17 protein-coding genes and 2 pseudogenes are annotated in these 19,012 nt (G+C 50.3%); 10 read left to right on the top strand and 9 right to left on the bottom strand.

From position 1 onward, the window contains the following. The first annotated feature begins 19 nt into the window (after positions 1 to 19). Positions 20 to 1,219: an NAD(P)/FAD-dependent oxidoreductase gene (locus tag CHM34_RS12440; protein WP_094264930.1), complete on the top strand. Its 1,200-nt coding sequence runs from the start codon at positions 20 to 22 to the stop codon at positions 1,217 to 1,219. Positions 1,220 to 1,324: 105 nt separating this feature from the next. Here CHM34_RS12440 and CHM34_RS12435 read toward each other — a convergent pair whose 3' ends face one another. Next, the gene (locus CHM34_RS12435) at positions 1,325 to 2,149 is read right to left on the bottom strand and encodes an aldo/keto reductase (RefSeq protein ID WP_094264929.1); all 825 of its coding nucleotides are present in this window, start codon (positions 2,147 to 2,149) and stop codon (positions 1,325 to 1,327) included. 276 nt (positions 2,150 to 2,425) lie between these two features. Here CHM34_RS12435 and CHM34_RS19355 point away from each other — a divergent pair, with 276 nt between their 5' ends. Further along, positions 2,426 to 2,560 (top strand): YuiA family protein, encoded by a 135-nt coding sequence (locus CHM34_RS19355; protein WP_169713714.1) that lies wholly within the window; start codon positions 2,426 to 2,428, stop codon positions 2,558 to 2,560. Between the two features lie 43 nt (positions 2,561 to 2,603). On the opposite strand, the gene CHM34_RS12430 is transcribed toward CHM34_RS19355, so the two are convergent. Next, complete coding sequence (locus CHM34_RS12430) at positions 2,604 to 3,374, bottom strand: chlorite dismutase family protein (RefSeq protein WP_240512004.1); 771 nt, start codon at positions 3,372 to 3,374, stop codon at positions 2,604 to 2,606. A gap of 209 nt (positions 3,375 to 3,583) precedes the next feature. Here CHM34_RS12430 and CHM34_RS12425 point away from each other — a divergent pair, with 209 nt between their 5' ends. Next, entirely contained in the window at positions 3,584 to 3,841 is a 258-nt protein-coding gene (locus CHM34_RS12425; RefSeq protein WP_094264928.1) for a YuiB family protein, read from the top strand. A 130-nt stretch (positions 3,842 to 3,971) separates the two neighbouring features. On the opposite strand, the gene CHM34_RS12420 is transcribed toward CHM34_RS12425, so the two are convergent. Further along, entirely contained in the window at positions 3,972 to 4,769 is a 798-nt protein-coding gene (locus CHM34_RS12420; protein WP_094264927.1) for a cobalamin-binding protein, read from the bottom strand. Between the two features lie 69 nt (positions 4,770 to 4,838). On the opposite strand from CHM34_RS12420, the gene CHM34_RS12415 reads away from it, so the two are divergent. After that, complete coding sequence (locus CHM34_RS12415) at positions 4,839 to 5,432, top strand: GNAT family N-acetyltransferase (RefSeq protein WP_094264926.1); 594 nt, start codon at positions 4,839 to 4,841, stop codon at positions 5,430 to 5,432. Here CHM34_RS12415 and CHM34_RS12410 read toward each other — a convergent pair. The 3 genes and pseudogenes from CHM34_RS12410 to CHM34_RS12400 form a co-directional block, all read right to left on the bottom strand. Further along, positions 5,403 to 5,885 (bottom strand): divergent PAP2 family protein, encoded by a 483-nt coding sequence (locus CHM34_RS12410; RefSeq protein WP_094264925.1) that lies wholly within the window; start codon positions 5,883 to 5,885, stop codon positions 5,403 to 5,405. The genes CHM34_RS12415 and CHM34_RS12410 overlap by 30 nt on opposite strands. Before the next feature lie 219 nt (positions 5,886 to 6,104). Next, positions 6,105 to 7,501: pseudogene (locus tag CHM34_RS12405) on the bottom strand (FAD-binding oxidoreductase). A gap of 160 nt (positions 7,502 to 7,661) precedes the next feature. Next, the gene (locus CHM34_RS12400; RefSeq protein ID WP_094264924.1) at positions 7,662 to 7,952 is read right to left on the bottom strand and encodes a hypothetical protein; all 291 of its coding nucleotides are present in this window, start codon (positions 7,950 to 7,952) and stop codon (positions 7,662 to 7,664) included. A gap of 282 nt (positions 7,953 to 8,234) precedes the next feature. On the opposite strand from CHM34_RS12400, the gene CHM34_RS12395 reads away from it, so the two are divergent. Next, the gene (locus tag CHM34_RS12395; protein ID WP_094264923.1) at positions 8,235 to 9,620 is read left to right on the top strand and encodes an alanine/glycine:cation symporter family protein; all 1,386 of its coding nucleotides are present in this window, start codon (positions 8,235 to 8,237) and stop codon (positions 9,618 to 9,620) included. A gap of 132 nt (positions 9,621 to 9,752) precedes the next feature. On the opposite strand, the gene CHM34_RS12390 is transcribed toward CHM34_RS12395, so the two are convergent. After that, positions 9,753 to 10,277, bottom strand: a complete 525-nt coding sequence (locus tag CHM34_RS12390; protein ID WP_094264922.1) for a GDYXXLXY domain-containing protein — start codon at positions 10,275 to 10,277, stop codon at positions 9,753 to 9,755. Further along, entirely contained in the window at positions 10,274 to 11,488 is a 1,215-nt protein-coding gene (locus CHM34_RS12385) for a DUF2157 domain-containing protein (RefSeq protein WP_169713713.1), read from the bottom strand. The genes CHM34_RS12390 and CHM34_RS12385 overlap by 4 nt, the downstream gene beginning before the upstream one ends. A 69-nt stretch (positions 11,489 to 11,557) precedes the next feature. On the opposite strand from CHM34_RS12385, the gene CHM34_RS12380 reads away from it, so the two are divergent. The 5 genes and pseudogenes from CHM34_RS12380 to CHM34_RS12360 all read left to right on the top strand — a co-directional run. Then, positions 11,558 to 12,913, top strand: a complete 1,356-nt coding sequence (locus CHM34_RS12380; protein ID WP_094264920.1) for a hypothetical protein — start codon at positions 11,558 to 11,560, stop codon at positions 12,911 to 12,913. Between the two features lie 175 nt (positions 12,914 to 13,088). Beyond that, positions 13,089 to 14,072, top strand: coding sequence for a LacI family DNA-binding transcriptional regulator (locus tag CHM34_RS12375; RefSeq protein ID WP_094264919.1), 984 nt, complete (start codon positions 13,089 to 13,091; stop codon positions 14,070 to 14,072). Between the two features lie 236 nt (positions 14,073 to 14,308). Beyond that, the gene (locus tag CHM34_RS12370) at positions 14,309 to 15,493 is read left to right on the top strand and encodes a NupC/NupG family nucleoside CNT transporter (RefSeq protein ID WP_094264918.1); all 1,185 of its coding nucleotides are present in this window, start codon (positions 14,309 to 14,311) and stop codon (positions 15,491 to 15,493) included. A gap of 27 nt (positions 15,494 to 15,520) precedes the next feature. Then, positions 15,521 to 16,444 (top strand): nucleoside hydrolase, encoded by a 924-nt coding sequence (locus CHM34_RS12365; RefSeq protein ID WP_094264917.1) that lies wholly within the window; start codon positions 15,521 to 15,523, stop codon positions 16,442 to 16,444. Between the two features lie 130 nt (positions 16,445 to 16,574). After that, positions 16,575 to 17,923 (top strand): annotated as a pseudogene (locus CHM34_RS12360) (IS1182 family transposase); the annotation flags it as partial. 164 nt (positions 17,924 to 18,087) lie between these two features. On the opposite strand, the gene CHM34_RS12355 reads toward CHM34_RS12360, so the two are convergent. Beyond that, a complete protein-coding gene (locus CHM34_RS12355) occupies positions 18,088 to 18,762 on the bottom strand; it encodes a lytic polysaccharide monooxygenase (protein ID WP_240512002.1) in 675 nt (224 codons plus the stop codon). Between the last annotated feature and the right edge of the window lie 250 nt (positions 18,763 to 19,012).

Raw genomic sequence — 19,012 nt, 5'->3', positions numbered from 1 at the left:
ATAAATGGATGTGGTTTTAATGGGTCTTCCTAAAATTGTTGTTCTCGGTGCCGGTTACGGCGGCCTGATGACCGTGTCCGGCTTGCAAAAACAGTTGAATCATCAGGAAGCGGAGATTACCCTGGTCAATCAGAATCCGTATCATTATGTCACCACCAAATTGCATGAACCGGCGGCGGGGACCTTGTCTCCCGAATATGCCCGCGTCCCCATCAAGTCAGTGGTGGATACGAACAAAGTTCGTTTCGTCGAGGATCGGGTGACGGGCTTTGATCCGGACAAGAAAGAGGTTTACCTGGAAAACGCCTCCGATCCGCTCACTTACGATGATTTGGTGTTTGCACTGGGAGCCAATACGGAAACCTTCGGCGCCAAAGGGGTACTGGAAAATGCCCACCTGATCAACAACCTGAACAGTGTTCGCATGATCCGGGAGCATATGGAATACATGTTTTCCCAGTACCAAAACACCGAAGAGAAGCGGGATGATCTGATCACGATCGTGGTCGGGGGAGCCGGGTTTACCGGGATTGAATATATCGGCGAACTGGTGGATCGGATCCCCAAGCTGTGCCGTGAATTCGACATTCCCCGGGATCAAGTTCGTTTGATCAGTATTGAAGCGGCTCCGACAGCATTACCCGGTTTCGACAAGGAACTGGTGGATTACGCGGTTCAATATCTGGAAGAACGCGGCGTTGAATTCCGTCTCAGCACACCGATCGAAGAGGTTACCACCGACGGAGTGGTTTTGAAAGGCGGCGAAGAGATCAAGGCGGCAACTGTTGTCTGGACTTGTGGTGTGCGGGGGAACTCTCTGTTGGAGGAAGCCGGTCTCGAGACCATGCGAGGACGGATTAAAGTGGATGAGTACCTCCGGGCACCGGGATATGAAAATTTATATGTGATCGGGGACAACTCGCTGATTATCAATCCCGAGAACGAACGTCCCTATCCCCCGACGGCCCAGATGGCCACTCAACAGGGAGAGACTCTGGCTAAAAATCTGGTTGCCGCTCTTCGGGGCGGTTCACCGGCTCCCTTCGAGTTCAGCCTGAAAGGAACCCTGGCTTCCTTGGGACGAGGCTCCGCCATCGGGGTGGTCGGCAACAAAAAACTGTTTGGTTTTTCCGCGTCCGTCATGAAACGTCTGAACGATTGGCGTTGGTTCTACCTCCTCGGCGGACTGTCGCTGATGATGAAGAAAGCGAAGTTTTAAGTTGCAGATTTAGTATTGGTTTGGCAACTCCCGTTTTTGAGTGAACGGGGGTTGTTTTTTTACAGAAAAAAACCGCCAACCCCGTTGGCGGTTTATGCTCAAACATTAAAAATCATCCGGGTGGGGACCGGTACGGATGTTCTGGTTCAGTGCATCGATGCTTTCCATTTCTTCCGGGGTGAGAGAGAAATCGAAGACATCGGCGTTGGCTTTAATCCGTTCTTCGCGGACGGATTTGGGGATGGTTATGACACCCTGTTGCAAGTCCCAGCGGAGAACCACTTGAGCCGGTGTTTTCCCATACTTTTCACCGATCTTACGAAGGGTCTCGTGATCGAGAATTTTTCCCCGCATCAGAGGGCCCCATGCCTCCAGCTGAATATCGTTCTCTTTACAGAACCGAAGCAACTCTTTTTGAGTCAGACGGGGGTGGTATTCCACCTGGTTGACCGCCGGAGTGACTTCACTGTCCTCCATCAGGTCTTTTAGATGATGGATTTCAAAGTTACAGACCCCGATCGCCCGGACACGTCCTTCCCGGTAGAGTTGTTCCATCGCTCGCCAGGTTTCTTTATATTTTCCCGTTACCGGCCAATGGATCAGGTACAGATCGATCGTGTCCAGGCCCAGCTTGCGGCGGCTCTCTTCAAAGGCTTCCAGGGTGGAGTCAAAGCCTTGTTGATCATTCCACACCTTGGTGGTGACAAAGAGATCCTCCCGGGGAATTCCGGATTGACGGATCGCTTTTCCCACCCCTTCCTCGTTTCCATAGAACGAGGCGGTGTCGATACTCCGGTAACCGTATTTCAGCGCGGTTTGGACGGCTTCCATCACTTCGTTTCCTTCTTCGGCCTTGTAGACTCCAAGGCCGAACCAGGGCATCCGCACACCATTGTTCAATGTAGTACAGTCGGTCAGGCTGGTAACCATCCTATCATCCTCCTATTATGGATCCATACAAACTATACCCGGATTTGGAAAGAAAAAATCCGCTTCGAAAAAAAGGCGGATCAATCAGAAAACATGAAAATCAAAACCGTGCATGCGATTCATAGAGAATAAAAGCGTTGAAGCCGCTTACATGGAATGACATAAATTTCAATACCAATGATTCCCTCTTTTGTTTTTTAGAGATTTGATGTATGATGTTCTGAAAATTATCGAAATATAGAGGCATCCATGTTTGATAAAAGGAGGGCGAAAGAGATGGCCGGTTCTTCAGTATCGAAAGAGGAAACATGCAAGTATTGCGGGGGGGACGGTTATTATCAACTGCTCCTGGGTGGTTCCGAAACCTGCGGTTCTTGCAAAGGGACAGGGAAAAAGCCTCGCAAAAGATAAATAAGATCCGGCGAAAAGCCGGATCTTTGGCGTGGGTGGGCGATTACAAGGTGTTTAATGCATCGGATACTTGCTCATGACGGATACAGGTGAACATCGGAACATCCCGCTGAGTGTAGCGACTGGCTTCCGTCTCGCGAAGTTCCTGGACCAGTACGGAGAAGTCCGTGATTTCATCGGTTTCAAAGGCGACTACAAACTCCTGGTCATCGATACCGAAACTGTACGTGGTATTCAACTTGACCGAGGGATATTTGCTTCCCACTTGAATATGCTCGTCCATCATCCCTTGCCGGGCCGGGTAAGATAATTGATACCAATCCCGGGTCTTGATGAAGGGGTAGACGAACAAGTATTTTTTCATCCCCGGAATGATGTAAACCCGGGGGTTTTGGTGTTCCGGATCCATTTTATCCACATACATGCTCCGTTTGGTAAAGGAAAGATAAGAGTATGTGATCTCCATGTATTTTCCCAAACCGGTATGAAGCAGTTTATGACTCATCTCCTGAAAATCTTCCACGTTTTTGGCGATTCGCCACAACAACAAGTCGGCGTCGGACCGAATCCCCACCATGGAGTAGGAGTTGATCATCATGCCGTTTTTGCCCTGATATTCCTCGACTACGGAAGCGAACTCGCGCTTGCCTTCCTCCTGCTCTTCGCGACTTAAGCGACGCCAGGCCGGGTCGACTTTAAGGAATAAGAAATTGACAAATTGGGTCGGCAGTTTTTTACGCTGTTCACCGCCTTTATTTTCTGAGGCGGCTCCTGGACGTCCCATGGGGGATTTTCCCCCTGTTTGTGGACGCATACAGCATCCCCCTTTCTTCTCGCTCACCCTCTTCATTGTACCGAAAGGGGAAAAGCCTCGCAAACGAAGCATATCAACTTTCAGCGAAATGCCATCATTTGTGCACAGATTGTTCAATGGTTCACACCTTCTCAATTGACCGCATGACACTTTTTCTGTACACTGAATAAAGAATTCGACGGGACCACTCCTTGGAGGCGATGACGACCATGAGTCTCCCCCAGTTCATTATTTCCATCCCTTTGTTCGCTTTTTTGGCTTTTGGGATTTCATTCATCTTGAATATGATTCTGAAAACCACTTGGCTGCCGACGGTTTTGTATATCGGCTTACTGGTGTATTTCTTTATCACCAAAGGCGTGCTGAAGGGCGGCGACTATCTGATGCTCACCATCGGCCTGATCGGGATTCTCGTCGGTGGTTGGACGATCCGAACGCTGCGGGTAAAGGGATATCGAATGTTTTAAATAAACGGGACCCGGATGGACCGGGCCCCGGGAAGACGCCGTCAAACGGCGTTTTTTTGTTATCGGGGCGAGTTAGATGGCAACCGGAGCGTGGCAGAATACGATCCCCCTAGCCGAGAGAATGGGTTCATCAATACGGTTCAACCGGTTGAAACACATCCGGGTACAAAAGGTGGGCCAAATACTCGATGCCCGTCAAGATGCGTTGAGAGGGTCGGCAATACCACCCTTCCTCCAAAATATGGATCCGCTCTTCCCGAGCGAAGGGAAGCCCGTTCCAGTCCGGACGGTTGGTCAGGAGTTTCTTTTTGACCCGGTGAATCGGAACACCGGTCCATGCGACCAACGTGTAGTCCGGCTTTCGGGCGGCCACCCCGGCCCAATCCGTTTGTACGCTTTGGCCGCCCTCCTCTCCGAATACATTGATTCCTCCGACAATCCGGCTCACATCCGTCAGCCAATTTTCTTTTCCCGGGGTAAAGACCGGTTTGGGCCACCATTCCCAATACAGGCGGGGGACGGGCCGGTCCTGCGGGATCCGTTCCTGAATCGAGCGGAGGCGTTCTTCAAAATAACGGGCCCATTCTTTCCCCCGCTCTTCGACTCCCGCCATTTTTCCCACTTTGATAAAATCCGCAGGTATACCTTGAATGCGATCCGGGTATAGAACCAAATAAGGAATTCCGGCTTGTTCCAGTCCTTCGATATTTTTCTCCATACCGGGAACACTTAAAGACGCGAGGACCCAATCCGGTTGCAGGTCCCGAACCTTATCGATATCAATGTCAAGGTCGGGGCCCAGTCGGGGAAGTCGGTCAACATCCGGGGGCCAGTCCGAATAGTCATCTACACCGACGATGCAGGGGCCCAGGCCCAGAGCGAACAGGATTTCCGTGTTGCTTGGACAGATGGAGACGATACGTTGCATCGGGTTGAACCTCCTCTGTGCGGATCGGTGGAAACGTTCTCTACTATAAGAAGGGAGTTTATTTCTTTCATGGCTGTTGAATTGCAAAATGCGGTTGCAAGCTTTCACGAACGTCAAACCCACCATACCAAGGATGGACATACAGTCACGATTCGTCCGGCCGAAAGCGAACGGGACGCTTCCGAAATACGGCGGCGCCTGGCGCGTGTAGTCAAAGAGGGGGTTTACCTGGACGAAACCCCCGATTCGCTGGGGGACACCGGGAAAAAGAAGGACGAGATCAGGGAAATCCAAAAGGGCGGAGGGATGTATACCGTTGTGGAAGTGGACGGTACGATCGCCGGTGTCGCTTTGTTGCGAAGGGGATCCAAGGGAATCAGTTACCATACGGCCAAGTTCAGGACTTGGCTGATTCCCAGATATCGCGGTATGGGATTGGGAAAGAAACTGATGAATTACTCGATCGACTGGGCACGGGCGAACGGGATTGAGAAGGTCAATCTGGATGTATGGTCCAACAACGACCGCGCCATTCAATTATACAAAAAGTACGGGTTCCGTGTAGAAGGCCGTCTGCGACGACAAGCGATTTTAAAAGGAGAATATGTGGATGAGGTGTTTATGGGTCTCTTTTTAAAACCACAACCCGTAGAGAATGAGTGAGATGATGATCCCGAACAGGGCACCGGTAACAACTTCGATCGGTTGATGCCCCAGGATTTCTTTCAACTTCACCCCGGTTTCACGGGGTGATTTTTCTTTGATGTGGCGAATTTCCTCCACCATTTGAGTGAAATCCTCAGCCAACCGGTTGAGTACCTGTGCCTGCATTCCTGCCTGACGGCGTACTCCGGCGGCATCGTACATCACGATCAGAGCGAGAACGGTGGTGATTGCAAACAGGGGAGAACCCCAGCCTTCCCAGATCCCGATCGCGGTGGCCAGGGAGGTGACGGCGGCAGTGTGTCCGCTCGGCATGCCGCCGGTATTAAAGATCCAGTTCCAGTCCCATTCTTTGGTGATCGTGTAGTTCCACGGTACTTTTAGGAATTGGGCCAGAGTGATTGCGGCGAGGGAGGCCCAGAGAGGGTAGTTGTCCATGATGGAGTGTAACATGAGTCCGCTTTCGTCCTTTCGATATAAGCATCATGTAGAGACAGTTCTCTGGAAAAAATGACGGGTTTTGATCGGTAGAATTCTATTTTACAGTGTACCCATTTAAAAAGGAAGCTTTGAAATCCTCCCCTGAAAAAATGGAGGCGTCATCGAAAAACCCTCGATACCCGCCGTTGCGGGTCGAGGGTGGGTACGGTTTCGGCTTCAGCCGATGGCCGTTCAAAAAGACGAACCGGATGATGAAGGTGTTGAAGAGGGGTCCGCCAGTTTTCCGGGATTCAGGATTCCCGTTGGATCTAAGGTTTTTTTGATATGTTGCATGATACCGTAGGCCGGACCGTGTTCCATTTGTTGGTATTTCATTTTGCCCACGCCGACTCCGTGCTCACCGGTACAGGTTCCGCCGAGGTCGAGAGCGTGCTTCACGATGGCTTCATTGATGCGGTTCGCATCGCGACAGTCCTTTGGATTCTCGGGATCGATCATTAACAGGGTGTGGTAGTTTCCGTCTCCGATGTGGCCCAGAATCGCCCCGTTCAAATGGGAGGTGTCGATTTGCTCCCTGGCGAATATAACCGATTCCGTCAAGCGGGATAAGGGGACACAAACATCCGTTGACATCTTTTTCCGGACGGGGTGATTGTGGATAAAGGCATAGGCCAGGTTATGGCGGGTTTCCCACAGGCGGTTCTGGGCTTCGGTATCCGTCTCGAACCGAAGTTCTTCACACTTCTGTCCTGAGGCGATTTCCGCGGCAAAATCAGCGTCTTTTTGCAGGCCCGCCTTGTTACCGTGGAACTCCAGGAAGAGGGTGGGCTGTTCCGGATAATCGGTTTTACTAAATGCGTTGATTTGTTGGATCGAAGCGGCGTCCACCAGTTCCATCCGGGCGACCGGAATTCCTCCGAAAGAATGGCTATGGCGGTATTTACGGCGTTTTTAACGTCGGGAAAAGCCGCTCGGGCGGCCGCGATCGCTTCCGGGATTCCGTAGACGCGGAGAGTGATCTCCGTAAAAATACCTAGGGTCCCCTCCGAACCGACGAACAACCCTGTCAGGTGATAACCGGAGGAGGATTTAGCGGCGTCCCCTCCGGTGCGGATCACCGTACCGTCGGCGAGTACCACTTCGAGGCTTCGGATTTGGTCCCGTGTCACCCCGTAACGAACGGATGTCGTTCCGCTGGCATTGGTGGCCGCCATACCGCCGAAGGTGGCGTCGGCTCCTGGGTCGACGGGATAGAATAAACCGTATTTCTTCAGTTCGCGGTTTAACTGGGTTCGAGTTACTCCAGGCTGTACACGGACCAAAAAGTCGTCCGGTTGCACCGTTAACACCCGGTTCATCATTTGAAAATCCAGGGAAATCCCTCCGCGGTAGGCGATCACATGACCCTCCAGACTGGAGCCGAGACCGAAGGGAACGACGGGAATTCGATGTCGGTTGGCGAATCGGAGAACCTTGATGACATCTTCTTTGTTAACGGGAAACACGACGACGTCCGGAGGGTGGGGAGGTTGATAACCTTCGTCGCGACTGTGATTTTCCAACACGGCTTGATTGTCGGTTACTTGCTCCTCAGACAGGATGGATTGCAGTTCGGATACCAGGTTCAAATCGTATCCCTCCCGAATGGTTTCGAGCGTATTTGACCATGGATGATACGGGTGCTGGGGCCGATTCGGAATTCGCTTAATCACCATGATTCCAGGTCATGATGTATTTTCGAGAGTGTCTGACTCGCCTGTTTTCGATGCCTTCGGAAGAGGAATCGGTTTAGTGAAAAAATTTTTGACTGCGATCGGGTTTCTGGTTTTTCCACCCTCGAGTGACCCATAATCGGAACAGGGTGATCAGAAACAGGGCGATTCCCGCCAACAGCAACCACCCGCCGGTCGTTTGAAACAGAAGCGATCCGACTGTTCGGTCAGAGACCGGATGGTCTGGTTGCGAAGGGTTTAACAGGGTGAAGGTCAGACCGAATAAGACCAGAATCAAGCTTGCGGCATGGGCGACGAACAAGATAGAACCGTCTGAACGCTTAAACAGCCGTTTATCTATTTTCATCCGGCAATCACCCTTTCTCAAAGTGTTGTTCCTGACGAATAGATTCACAGGACGCAACTGATACTTCCGGGTCACACTCCGGGTTTTTATTGTCTTCTCGAAAGGTGAGACTCCTTTACTCCTTTACATATTCAGGATATGAATTCAAAAATCCTTTTTCCCATCAATGGATTGCTTTTAATAATCATATAAATAAAAATGTTTAAGAATCGGATGAGAGGGAAAAAGCCATAAGATCCGGTTCTCAGGTCGAAATTTTTATATTTTCTGATTTTAGGAGGAATGAGTTTGAACCTTTCAGATGCGGTTGCCGCAATTTCGGATTGGATATGGGGGCCGCCGATGGTGGCGCTTCTCTTGGGGGGAGGTCTTTTTTTAACCATAAGAATCCGTTTTTTTCAGTTAATGTTCTTTGGCCACGCTTTGAAACAGACAGTGGGGCGCATTTTCAAAAAAGGGAACGGAGACGGGACTCTTACTCCGTTTCAGGCGTTCACTTCCGCTTTGGCTTCAACTGCCGGGGCGACAAACGTGATCGGCGTTTCCCTGGCGATCTATCTCGGGGGTCCGGGTGCGCTTTTCTGGATGTGGATGGTGGCCGTAATCGGTATGGCCAGCAAATATGGAGAGATCTTGCTGGGGATTAAGTACCGGGAGAAAAATGAAGTCGGTGAATGGGTCGGCGGACCGATGTATTATATTCAAAAGGGCTTGGGATGGAAACCTCTGGCTCTCCTGTTTGCTTTCGGTTTGATGGTAGAGGTGATGCCCAGCTCGATGGTTCAGTCCAATTCGATTTCCAAAACCGTGGAATCGGCTTTTGGTTGGCCGACATGGCTGACGGGCCTCATGATCACACTCATGACGGCGGCGGTCGTTTTGGGCGGCGTCCGACGGATCGGGAAGGTGACGGAAAAGTTCGTCCCCTTTATGGTTCTGATTTATTTGGCGATGGCAGGCGCAATCATACTATACAATATCGAGGCGCTGCCCGGTGTCTTCGCTCTAATCTTTAAACACGCCTTTACGCCGATTTCAGCAGCGGGCGGCTTTTCCGGAGCCGGTGTAGCCGCCGCTCTTCGGTGGGGGATGGCTCGGGGCGCCTATTCCAATGAGGCGGGGATGGGGACGGCTTCTATCGCTCATGCCACGGCTCAGACCGATCATCCCGCTCGCCAGGGACTGTGGGGCATCTTCGCCGTTTTCATGGATACACTCGTGATTTGTACGGTTTCCGGGTTGGCGGTACTCACTTCGGGGACGTGGACCCGTTCGGAGAATCCGGCGGATATTGTTCCTGCCGCATTCGGTCAAATATACGGTGATTCCTTGGGGGGAGCGATGGTGGCCCTGTTTCTGCTGATCTTTGCTCTGTCCACCGTCGGCGTTTTGATCTACTATGGAGAGAAGCAGGCGGAGTATCTGTTCGGTTTGCGATTTTCCATTATCATGCGTTACATCTATATCGTATCCATCTTTATCGGGGCCATCGGGGGTCTCAAGTTTATCTGGCAATTCCTCGACATTCTATTGGCTTTAATCGTTGTTCCCAATATGATTGCCCTTTTGTTCCTGAACAAAGAGATCAAAAAAGAGACAGAAGATTATATCGAACACGTTTATAAGAAGGAAAAAAGGGCGGCCTCTTCGAAAAAAGCCGCCGGTTAACTGCGGCCCGCGTACGGGAGCACCCTCCGCGATTGAGGAGGGTGCTCTTTTTGGGAGCGGGATGTGAAACAACTTCGGAAGACTGGGATGCTGACAAGTGATTCGGGTTTGTTATGATGATCGGGTAAGGTTTTATCGATAGGTGGACGATTTTTCCGGGTACGGTTCCAAGGCGGAGATTTTCGCCTGTCCCCAAGGGGCCACTTTTACCCGGACGCGCATTGGACGTCGCTGTCCTTCCAGCGTTTTTCCGGTGTTTTCCGGTACATAGTATCGTTCCAATCCGTATTTCAGGTGGATTTGTTCTCCGAAGGACGAGGCTTTTGCCTGAAGAACGACCTCTTCTTCCGATGTTTCCGGACGGTCGGGGTAAACCCCTTTCACCCGGTATATCGTTTTTTGGGGGGAGAGCAAGACATGAACCGGCTCATTTTGGAGGGATTCTTCGTCTCCTCTCCACAGTTGCCGGGGGACGTCGCTGATTTCATAGTGCAGATGGGCATAGTCCCCGTACAGGAGATTTCGGGGATCGACCGGTTTGGTTCGGAGTTGGATTTCTTTTCCCATGGCATCGACCGCATAGTAACTGCCGGCGATTCCTCCCAACAGAAGGACTTGGGCCGTGATGAGCAAGGCAAGCCATCGGCGGCGGTTCATTTCGCTTCACCTCCTTGGGAGAGGCGATCTCTTTTTGTGCGTTGCAGATAATGGTTAAGCGCGAAAAGGAGGAGACCCCCAAGCAGGAAAAACAAAGATTTGGGCATGAAGTCCCAGGTCAGGTTTAAATAGGCGGTGAATGTGGCGATGAGAAAGAGAGTGATTCCTCCGTTGGTTCGACGGCGCGATCCGCGGGCGTATCCCGTGAGCAGGACGGCTAGGGAAAAGCCTAATAGAAGCAACAGATATAAAGAGGTATGTACCGCCTCGGGAAAGCCTTGGGTCAGGTAGAACAGCGGGAGAAACAACACCCACTCGTAAAGATCTTTCCATCTTTTGCTACGGATTCGGGCGATCAGGGAAAGAGCCCACAACAGAGCGGTCCCTCCGGTAAAGATGAGAGCCGGGGGCAACGATTCCCCTCGGATCGGCTCCAGGGAGAGAAACAGGCAAAGGGCGAAAGCGACCCCGAGAGAAACCGTTTTAATCGGCCTTTCCCACCGAGGGGATGCCCAGCTGTCTCCCAAGGCATACCAACCCAGCATGAGGGGGAAGATCCACAGAGAGGAAAGGTCTGAAGAAGATATCCACAGGATGGCCTGAAAGACGCCTCCGACCGTTGCCGTCCACGTATACCTGGAGGAGCCCTGTCTTTGGGCATATCCCCCGATCCCCAGCAAAAACAGGGCTGCCGTGACAAAACTGAATTCCCCATAGGAATGGGTACTGAATAGTTGGGATGCGGTCAGGATGACAAAGTTCAGAAAGAACAAGAAGGGGTGCCGGTAGAGAGCCAGACTGAACAAACCGGCGATTGCCCAAAGGATCCACAAGCGGGCATCATGGGCCGTCACATGATACATCTGTCCGATCAACACCATGGAACCACCGAAGGAGACGACCCCGAGAGCGGTCAAAGAGGCTCCGATATGGCGGCGGCCTCGACCGGCCTGGTATTCGCCGGCTGTGTAAAAGCCGATGAGCGTGGTGATCAGAAGGGTTAAACGTATCAAGGGGGATATTTCCTCCCAGTGGGATGCGACCCAGGAGAGAATTCCCAACCCAGTCAGAACCCCCGCAAGGATCGGCAGGGTTTGAGCGGCCCGGTTACCGGAAGGGTAACGATCCAGGATCCGTTGCAGTTGTTCCCGGGTCAGGATTCCGTCTTCCACCCAGGCTTCCCCCTCTTTTTCCAACCATCGTCGAGACATATCCGTCTTCCTCCTTTTCGGTGTACGATTGAGACGATGAAAAAGTGACAGAGATTGGAGGTGTTCCATATGACCTTTTGGACGGATCGGATCAAATTCACTCTGTATACCGCGTTTGTATCAACGTACTTGACTAATCTCTTTTTAGAATCTATCACCTTGAATCGATGGCTGGGTATTTTGGGAATCGGGTGTATCGCTGTCTCTTTTAAAGGAGCCAACCGAACGTTTCAGATCATTAGTGCAATATTCCTCGCCGCGGGGTTGTTCATGTTCCGCTTCACAGAGGTTTCATGGGAATCGGTCATAGCGGGTATCCGCTCATCGGCCCTGTTGCTCTCCCTGTTATATGTGTTGCCTTTTATCAATAACATGATTGTGATCGGACGCTATGATCAACAGTTGAACCGGTTATTGAGAGCTCGTGCCGAGCATCTGGGACAGCTTTATTATCGCAGTTCTCTCGTCAGTTATATTTTGTGCATTTTCTTGTTTTTTGCCTGTATTCCCCTGATCTACCGTGTGGTACAAAAAAATATGGCGAAGCTTTCGCCGACCCTTCGCCACAAGTTTTCCAGTCAGTCCATTTTGCGGGCTTTTGCTGTCGCTACCGTTTGGAGTCCCATCGAAGTTTTCATCGCCTTGGTTGCGGAAATGACAGACGTCGGTTACGTGTCCTTATTACCCTGGTTACTGTTGATCTCCATCGTACTGTTGCTGGCTGACTGGGCTTGGGGGTGGCAGTATAAGAGGATTCCGTTGAATACACGGTCCAATCTTTCGGTGGATCGCCGAATTATGCGGAAAATAGCCGCATTGATCCTTTCTCTGATCTTGTTTATCTTTGTTGTTTATCAGGTGCATCATCTGTTGAACCTTCGTTTTTTTACCGCTGTTACCTTGGTTGTTATTCCATATACCCTGGTTTGGTCGTTTGTGATTCAACGGTTTCGATCGTACGTAAAATATAGTTTTTTGTCCTGGAGAAAACAAGTCCCTTCTTTACAGAATTTTATGCTGTTGTTTTTATCTCTCGGCTTTTTTAATCATATACTCGGTGAAGCCCCCATTATGACCTGGGCTCAGGAGGTGTTTCTTCACTGGACCCAAACCCCGGTCTTTCTTTTCATCGGTATTCAGCTTTCTTCGCTGTTTTTAACTATGATCGGTATTCACCCTCTTGTGACAGTCAGTCTGCAAGGCATCCTGATCCAGCCGCTGTTGTCCGCGATGAATCCCGTCAGCCTGGCGATCGTGCTGATTACTTCCAACTTGGCCAATGATGCCGCTGGGACGTTTAACACCACAGTGACGATCATGAGTCAACTGACCAAGGTGAATCCGTATCGGATTACCTGGTGGAATCTGTTTTTTGCTGTCGCCTATGGAGGATTGGGAATCCTGGCAGCTCTTTTGTTGTTGTGAGGAACGGCAAATCCCTTGCCGTTCCCAAAATTTGCGTTTTGACAGAAGAAAAAAAATCGCTTAACATTTTAATGTAATCGGTTACAATATGCCTTCCATCCTTTTTTGTGTCGTAGGTTTTTTCATTACCGATCTGTAAACGATTACACACTAAAAAGTGGGGAAAGAGGAACGGATGGCGAATATCAAGGAAGTTTCCCAATTGGCAGGAGTTTCAGTGGCGACCGTCTCCCGCGTATTGAATCGAAGCGGATACGTTCATCGGGATACGGAACAAAAGGTACTGAAAGCGATTGAAACATTGAATTACAAGCCAAACCTTGTAGCCAGAAGTTTATCCAACAAGAAAACCCGTACGATCGGTCTGATGGTGCCGGATATCATGAACCCCTTTTTTCCGGAGTTGGCGCGGGCGGTGGAGGATGTGATGCAGCTCTACGGATATACGACGATCCTGTGCAATTCGGATGAGAAGGCCGAAAAAGAAAAGCAATATGTCCAAGTGTTGGAACAGAAGTATATCGAAGGTCTCATCCTGGTATCCAGTGCGCTCTCCCCGGAAGAGGTGAACCGGTTTGAGGTTCCGGTGGTGGCGATTGACCGAACCATCGCTTCGGAGAAGGTGCCGACGGTGACTGTGAACAACCGGGAAGGTGCACAGCAGGCTGTCCGATTTCTGCTTGACCGGGGATACCGTAAAATCGCGCATTTGCGGGGCCCTTCCCAACTGTTGAACGCAGAGGAGCGGTGCCGGGGTTATCTCGATATCGTGGAGAAGCTGGATTGGTTTCATCCCGGTCTGATCGTTTCCGGCGATTACGAAATGAAGCAAGGGGCGAAGGCGACTGAAGAACTGATTCAGAAGCATCCGGATGTAGACGCGATTTTTGCCGCCAACGATTTAATGGCGATCGGAGCGATACGGACCGTGCAAAAACTCGGTTTACCCATCCCGGAAAAGATGGCAGTCGTCGGTTATGACGGCATCGGAATTGGCGGGATGATTCTGCCCGAACTGACGACGATGGCTCAGCCGATTTATGATATGGGCGCTTTGGCCGCACGCATGTTGATCCGAATGATTGAAAAACACTCTCTTGATTCCATGCATCATGAAGTACAGGTTCAGCTGATCGAACGGGGGACGACGAGGCGTTAACGGGGCCGGCCGACACGGTCGGTGCCCGGCCCGGTATCGCAGGAAACGATAGCGGCAAATGGCCGGGTTCTCCCGACTTGCGGGAGAACGGTGTTTTGACGGGTGAATGTGGAACCGATTACACCCCCGATCCATCGGCCTGTCCCGATGATGGATCAACGAGTTTGATTGGAAAGGATTGAATGGGGATATCCCCAGTCCGTTCTATTTCGGGTTGAAAGGAGGAGAAGGGGACAATGAACGCTGTCTTTTTGCTTACGGGATTGTTGCTGGTATTCGGACTATCCTGGCCGGTCAGTTTTGACCGGAAACAAATTAAGTTTAAACCGATCCTGATCATGTTGCTCATTCAGATCGCCAGCGCCTTTGTATTGCTGAATACAAAAGCAGGCGTCGTTTTCATCGGTTTTGTATCCAAAGCGTTTGGCAAGCTGATGGAGTTGGGGATCAACGGAGTCGATTTTGTATTTGGGGGTATGGAAAATGAGGGAGCTTCCACCTTCTTTTTGGATGTCCTTCTCCCCATTATCTTCATTTCCATTTTAGTAGGTATCCTGAATCATTTCAAAATACTACCTTTCATTATTAAATACGTAGGATTGGGATTGAGCAAATTAAACGGCATGGGTCGGCTGGAGAATTATTTTGCGGTATCTTCCGCTTTTTTGGGACAGTCGGAAGTGTTTCTTACCACCAAAAAGCAATTAGCCACGGTTTCCCCCCAACGACTGTATACCTTGTCCACCTCCGCGATGAGTTCAGTCAGTCTGGCGATCGTCGGTTCTTATATGACGATGCTGGAACCGAAATACGTGGTGGCGGCGATCGTCCTGAACATGCTTTCAGCTCTGATCATTGCAAATATATTCAATCCTTATGACCTGAATCGAGAAGAGGATACCCTCATTGTCGAAGAAGAAAAGAAGAAACCCTCTTTCTTTCAAATGATCAGCGAAAGCATCATGGACGGCTTCAAGATTGCCGTGATCGTTGCAGCGATGTTAATCGGTTTTATCGCTTTGATGAATCTGATCAATTATCTCTTTACAGTGATTTTCCATCTTTCGTTTCAAGCGGTTTTAGGTTATATTTTTGCCCCTGTGGCTTTTTTGATGGGCATTCCCCTCGATGAGACAGTAAAAGCGGGAGGCATCATGGCCACCAAAATCGTGACCAATGAATTTGTGGCCATGCTCGATTTTAAGGAAGTCGCCGCGGAGCTGTCCTCTAAAACCGTCGGTATCGTATCTGTATTCCTGGTCAGCTTTGCTAATTTCGGTTCTATCGGTATTATTGCCGGTTCAGTGAAAGCGCTGAATGAAAAAAGAGGGGATGAGGTGGCCAAATTCGGGATGAGGTTGTTGTATGGTTCCACACTGGCGTCAGTGTTGTCGGCCACCATCATTGGATTCTTTTTGTAAAAAATCACAGAAGGAGGAGACCGGTCGATGGGAAACCTCGTTATTTTGGATGTAGACACAGGTATTGATGACGCTCTCGCCATCGCCTATGCGGTTCATTCTCCCGAATTGCATATATTGGGGATCACCACTTGCTTCGGAAATGCCACTGTCGCCGAGACCACGCGAAATACCCTGCAGGTATTGGATCAGTTGGATACGGAGGACATTCCGGTGATCGCCGGCGCTGACAAAACCTTTATCCAAGGGGAACCCCGGGAGAAAGCGGCATGGATTCACGGCGAAAACGGTCTGGGCGATCGGGATCTGCCCTTGCCGCAGCGGCAACCCCTCCCGATGAAGGCGCATGATTTCATCATTTCCAAGGTGCGAGAGTATCCGCATCAAGTGACGTTGATCACGGTGGGCAGTCAGACAAACCTGGCGACGGCGATCCAAAAAGACCCGGAAATCGTTAAGCTCCTGCGTCAAGTGGTGGTGATGGGCGGAGCTGTTACGGTTCCCGGAAATATGACCCCTTATGCGGAAGCCAATATCCATGGCGACCCGGAAGCCGCCGATTTCGTATTCCAATCCGGTGTTCCGATCACTCTCGTCGGACTGGATGTCACGATGAAGACGCTCTTGAAGAGGGAAAACTTGGACGATTGGCGGAAAAAGAATACCCCTGTATCCCGATTTCTGGCGGATATTTGTGATTTTTATATGGATGCATACCATCATGAAGTGGATCCCTCATTGGGAGGATGTGCCCTTCATGATCCGCTGGCGGTCGGGATCGTGATCGACCCGTCATTGGTCCGAACTGTCCCGATGTCGATACAGGTAAAAACAGAAGGGGAAGAGCGGGGACGAACAGCGGGGGTTGAAAAACAAACCTCCCATATCCGTGTATCCCTTGAAGTGGAGAGTGACCGTTTCACTTCCCACTTTTTGGATCGGGTGGTATAAGAAAAAGCGGACGATGCATGGGGCACTAGAAAAGCCACTCTCACAGAGTGGCTTGAGACTGCTGACAAAGGTCAGCAGTCTTTTTATGTCGAATACATAAAGAGAACTTATATGCAAAGGACGGATTTTCATGTTTCAAACGAATCCCAATCGACAAGGGAATATGGAGTTTGTATACATAGAAGAACTGGTGCCGGAAGATCATTTGTTGCGCAAGATTGGTGAAACGATCAATTTTTCGTTCATTGCCGAAAAAACACGCCCTCTTTATTCACCAGACAACGGACGTCCCTGTCTGGATCCCGTGATGCTGTTTAAGATGTTATTTATTGGATATCTATACGGCATTCGCTCGGAACGCAGACTGGTGGAAGAGATTCGAGTAAATGTGGCATACCGTTGGTTTGTGGGGCTGTCGTTAACGGACCCGGTTCCCCATTCCACAACGTTCAGTCAAAACCGACGCCGGCGCTTTGTAGGCACCTCAATCTACCAGGAGATCTTTGATGAAATCGTGTTGCAAGCCATGAACAAAGGGCTCATTGACGGGAAAGAACTGTTTACAGACTCCACATTCCTGAAAGCCAATGCTGCTCGAGGAAAGTTTGAAACCAAAAAGGTGAAGGCTTCCACTCAAGCCTACCTGGATGAGCTGGAAAAAGCGGTAGATGAAGACCGTCAGTCGCACGGCAAAGGTTCTCTCAAAAAAAAAACGAAATCGCTCCTGAAAAAGAAATCCGGGTAAGTACCACCGATTCGGAGAGCGGTTATATGGTTCGGGAAGGAAAACCGGAGGGCTTTTTCTATTTAGACCATCGCACCGTCGATGGGAAACACAACTTCATCACGGACATTCATGTCACAGCGGGCAATGTCCACGACTCTCGCCCTTATTTGGCTCGGCTTGACCGGCAACAACAACGGTTCGGCTTCTCCGTTGAAGCCGTTGCGTTAGATGCGGGTTATTTAACTGCGCCCATTTGTCATGCTTTGAAACAGCGAGATATCTTTGCTGTAATCGCCCACCGTCGTTTTCGCCCCAAAAAAGGACTTTTTCACAAATGGCAATACAAATACGATGAGCAAAAGGATGTGTACACCTGTCCCGCCAACCACGAATTAACTTACCGTACCACCAACCGCCAAGGATACCGGGAATACAAGTCGAACCCATCCGTCTGCCAAGACTGCCCGTTACGATCCAAGTGCACGACCAGCAAAAATAGTGTGAAGACCGTAACTCGTCATGTATGGGAAGAGGCAAAAGAATGGGTACGGAAGAACCGTTTAAGCCAACAGGGAAAAGCCCTGTACAAAAGGCGTAAGGAGACCATTGAGCGAAGTTTCGCCGATGCAAAAGAGCTTCATGGTCTCAGATACGCACGACTAAGGGGACTTGCCAAAGTGACCGAGCAATGTCTCCTGACTGCGTGTGCCCAAAACATCAAGAAAATGGCCTTGCTCCTCTCCAAGAGGAGCAAGGGACCCAAAAAACGGGTCTCGATCTACCTTCAAGACACCATCACTTCTCTTTTTTTGGAAAAAACAAAGCCCTGTCGCCTTTCGGCGCAGGGCTTTGTCACTAACCTCAAGCCACTCTCACAGAGTGGCTTTTTCCTTTACGGGTTCATAGAATTGTCCTGTCATGGCTGTTGAGAAAAACCCAACTGGACCGTTTTGTTGATGTTCGGATTGGGAACGAGATGACTGGGAACCGCATGGGAGCGGTTGTTAAGATTGACGTCAATCACCTGATAAAAAGCATTGCTGGTATCCGCGATTTCCCAAACGGCCAGAATCAGGTGATAGCCGCTGCGATCCGTCGGTACGTTACATTGATGAGTGACGGAGAAAGGGGGTCTTGCCCCGCCATCATTGTAATAGCAGAAGGGTTCCGCTTCAAGGTCGGCGCGGGTCAGCGGCTGATTCGGGTCCCAGTCTTTCTTGGTAATATAATATTTCCATTCTTTTGTACTGTGGGCCGCTGTCAGATTCCATGTAAAGGTATTCGAGCCGCCAGACATGTTAACTTTTTCCCAGCGATCGGATGATTGTGCGTCCAGCTCAGAAAAGCGTGTATTTCCGCCACTGGCGATCTGGCCGTCCGGGGGTCCGGATTCCGGGAATGATCCCGGTCCTTCCACACTATGAGGCTCCCATTGAATTTGCCCGCAGTTGGCATTAATTCCCTGTTGGCACAAATAGGCACGGCTGCCCGGTGACTCAATATAACCGTGAGCCGAGGCGCTCTCAGCAAACATGATCGTGCCGGCGACAACGATCGCAAAGGCGACAAATAGGGGCGATATTTTGGACATCGTTCTACTCCTGAAAGGACATGGTTTCATGGTTTACGACCTCCTTTTAAAAAGATCCGAATGAAATGTTGAGCAGACAATATAGATGGAATATTCACCTCTTTCTAAATATTGTCGTTTATTACTATAAAGGACCGACCTTGAAATGGGAAGGGGATATCGATCGAACAGAATAATTTATCCAGTAAAAAAAGAATAGACACCATGGGAGACAACCGAACTGGATCGGACCCCCGATGTGGAACCGAAA

It is taken from the genome of Paludifilum halophilum (assembly GCF_002245355.1).
Lineage (GTDB): Bacteria > Bacillota > Bacilli > Thermoactinomycetales > DSM-45169 > Paludifilum > Paludifilum halophilum.
This window is presented reverse-complemented; position numbering and strand designations above follow the sequence as displayed.

What these genes read in the sequence shown, in the direction of transcription:
- CHM34_RS12440 (WP_094264930.1), top strand. Translation starts at nt 20, where the DNA reads ATGGGTCTTCCTAAAATTGTTGTTCTCGGTGCCGGTTACGGCGGCCTG.
- CHM34_RS12435 (WP_094264929.1), bottom strand. Translation starts at nt 2,149, where the DNA reads ATGGTTACCAGCCTGACCGACTGTACTACATTGAACAATGGTGTGCGG.
- CHM34_RS19355 (WP_169713714.1), top strand. Translation starts at nt 2,426, where the DNA reads ATGGCCGGTTCTTCAGTATCGAAAGAGGAAACATGCAAGTATTGCGGG.
- CHM34_RS12430 (WP_240512004.1), bottom strand. Translation starts at nt 3,374, where the DNA reads ATGCGTCCACAAACAGGGGGAAAATCCCCCATGGGACGTCCAGGAGCC.
- CHM34_RS12425 (WP_094264928.1), top strand. Translation starts at nt 3,584, where the DNA reads ATGAGTCTCCCCCAGTTCATTATTTCCATCCCTTTGTTCGCTTTTTTG.
- CHM34_RS12420 (WP_094264927.1), bottom strand. Translation starts at nt 4,769, where the DNA reads ATGCAACGTATCGTCTCCATCTGTCCAAGCAACACGGAAATCCTGTTC.
- CHM34_RS12415 (WP_094264926.1), top strand. Translation starts at nt 4,839, where the DNA reads ATGGCTGTTGAATTGCAAAATGCGGTTGCAAGCTTTCACGAACGTCAA.
- CHM34_RS12410 (WP_094264925.1), bottom strand. Translation starts at nt 5,885, where the DNA reads ATGTTACACTCCATCATGGACAACTACCCTCTCTGGGCCTCCCTCGCC.
- CHM34_RS12400 (WP_094264924.1), bottom strand. Translation starts at nt 7,952, where the DNA reads ATGAAAATAGATAAACGGCTGTTTAAGCGTTCAGACGGTTCTATCTTG.
- CHM34_RS12395 (WP_094264923.1), top strand. Translation starts at nt 8,235, where the DNA reads ATGAGTTTGAACCTTTCAGATGCGGTTGCCGCAATTTCGGATTGGATA.
- CHM34_RS12390 (WP_094264922.1), bottom strand. Translation starts at nt 10,277, where the DNA reads ATGAACCGCCGCCGATGGCTTGCCTTGCTCATCACGGCCCAAGTCCTT.
- CHM34_RS12385 (WP_169713713.1), bottom strand. Translation starts at nt 11,488, where the DNA reads ATGTCTCGACGATGGTTGGAAAAAGAGGGGGAAGCCTGGGTGGAAGAC.
- CHM34_RS12380 (WP_094264920.1), top strand. Translation starts at nt 11,558, where the DNA reads ATGACCTTTTGGACGGATCGGATCAAATTCACTCTGTATACCGCGTTT.
- CHM34_RS12375 (WP_094264919.1), top strand. Translation starts at nt 13,089, where the DNA reads ATGGCGAATATCAAGGAAGTTTCCCAATTGGCAGGAGTTTCAGTGGCG.
- CHM34_RS12370 (WP_094264918.1), top strand. Translation starts at nt 14,309, where the DNA reads ATGAACGCTGTCTTTTTGCTTACGGGATTGTTGCTGGTATTCGGACTA.
- CHM34_RS12365 (WP_094264917.1), top strand. Translation starts at nt 15,521, where the DNA reads ATGGGAAACCTCGTTATTTTGGATGTAGACACAGGTATTGATGACGCT.
- CHM34_RS12355 (WP_240512002.1), bottom strand. Translation starts at nt 18,762, where the DNA reads ATGTCCAAAATATCGCCCCTATTTGTCGCCTTTGCGATCGTTGTCGCC.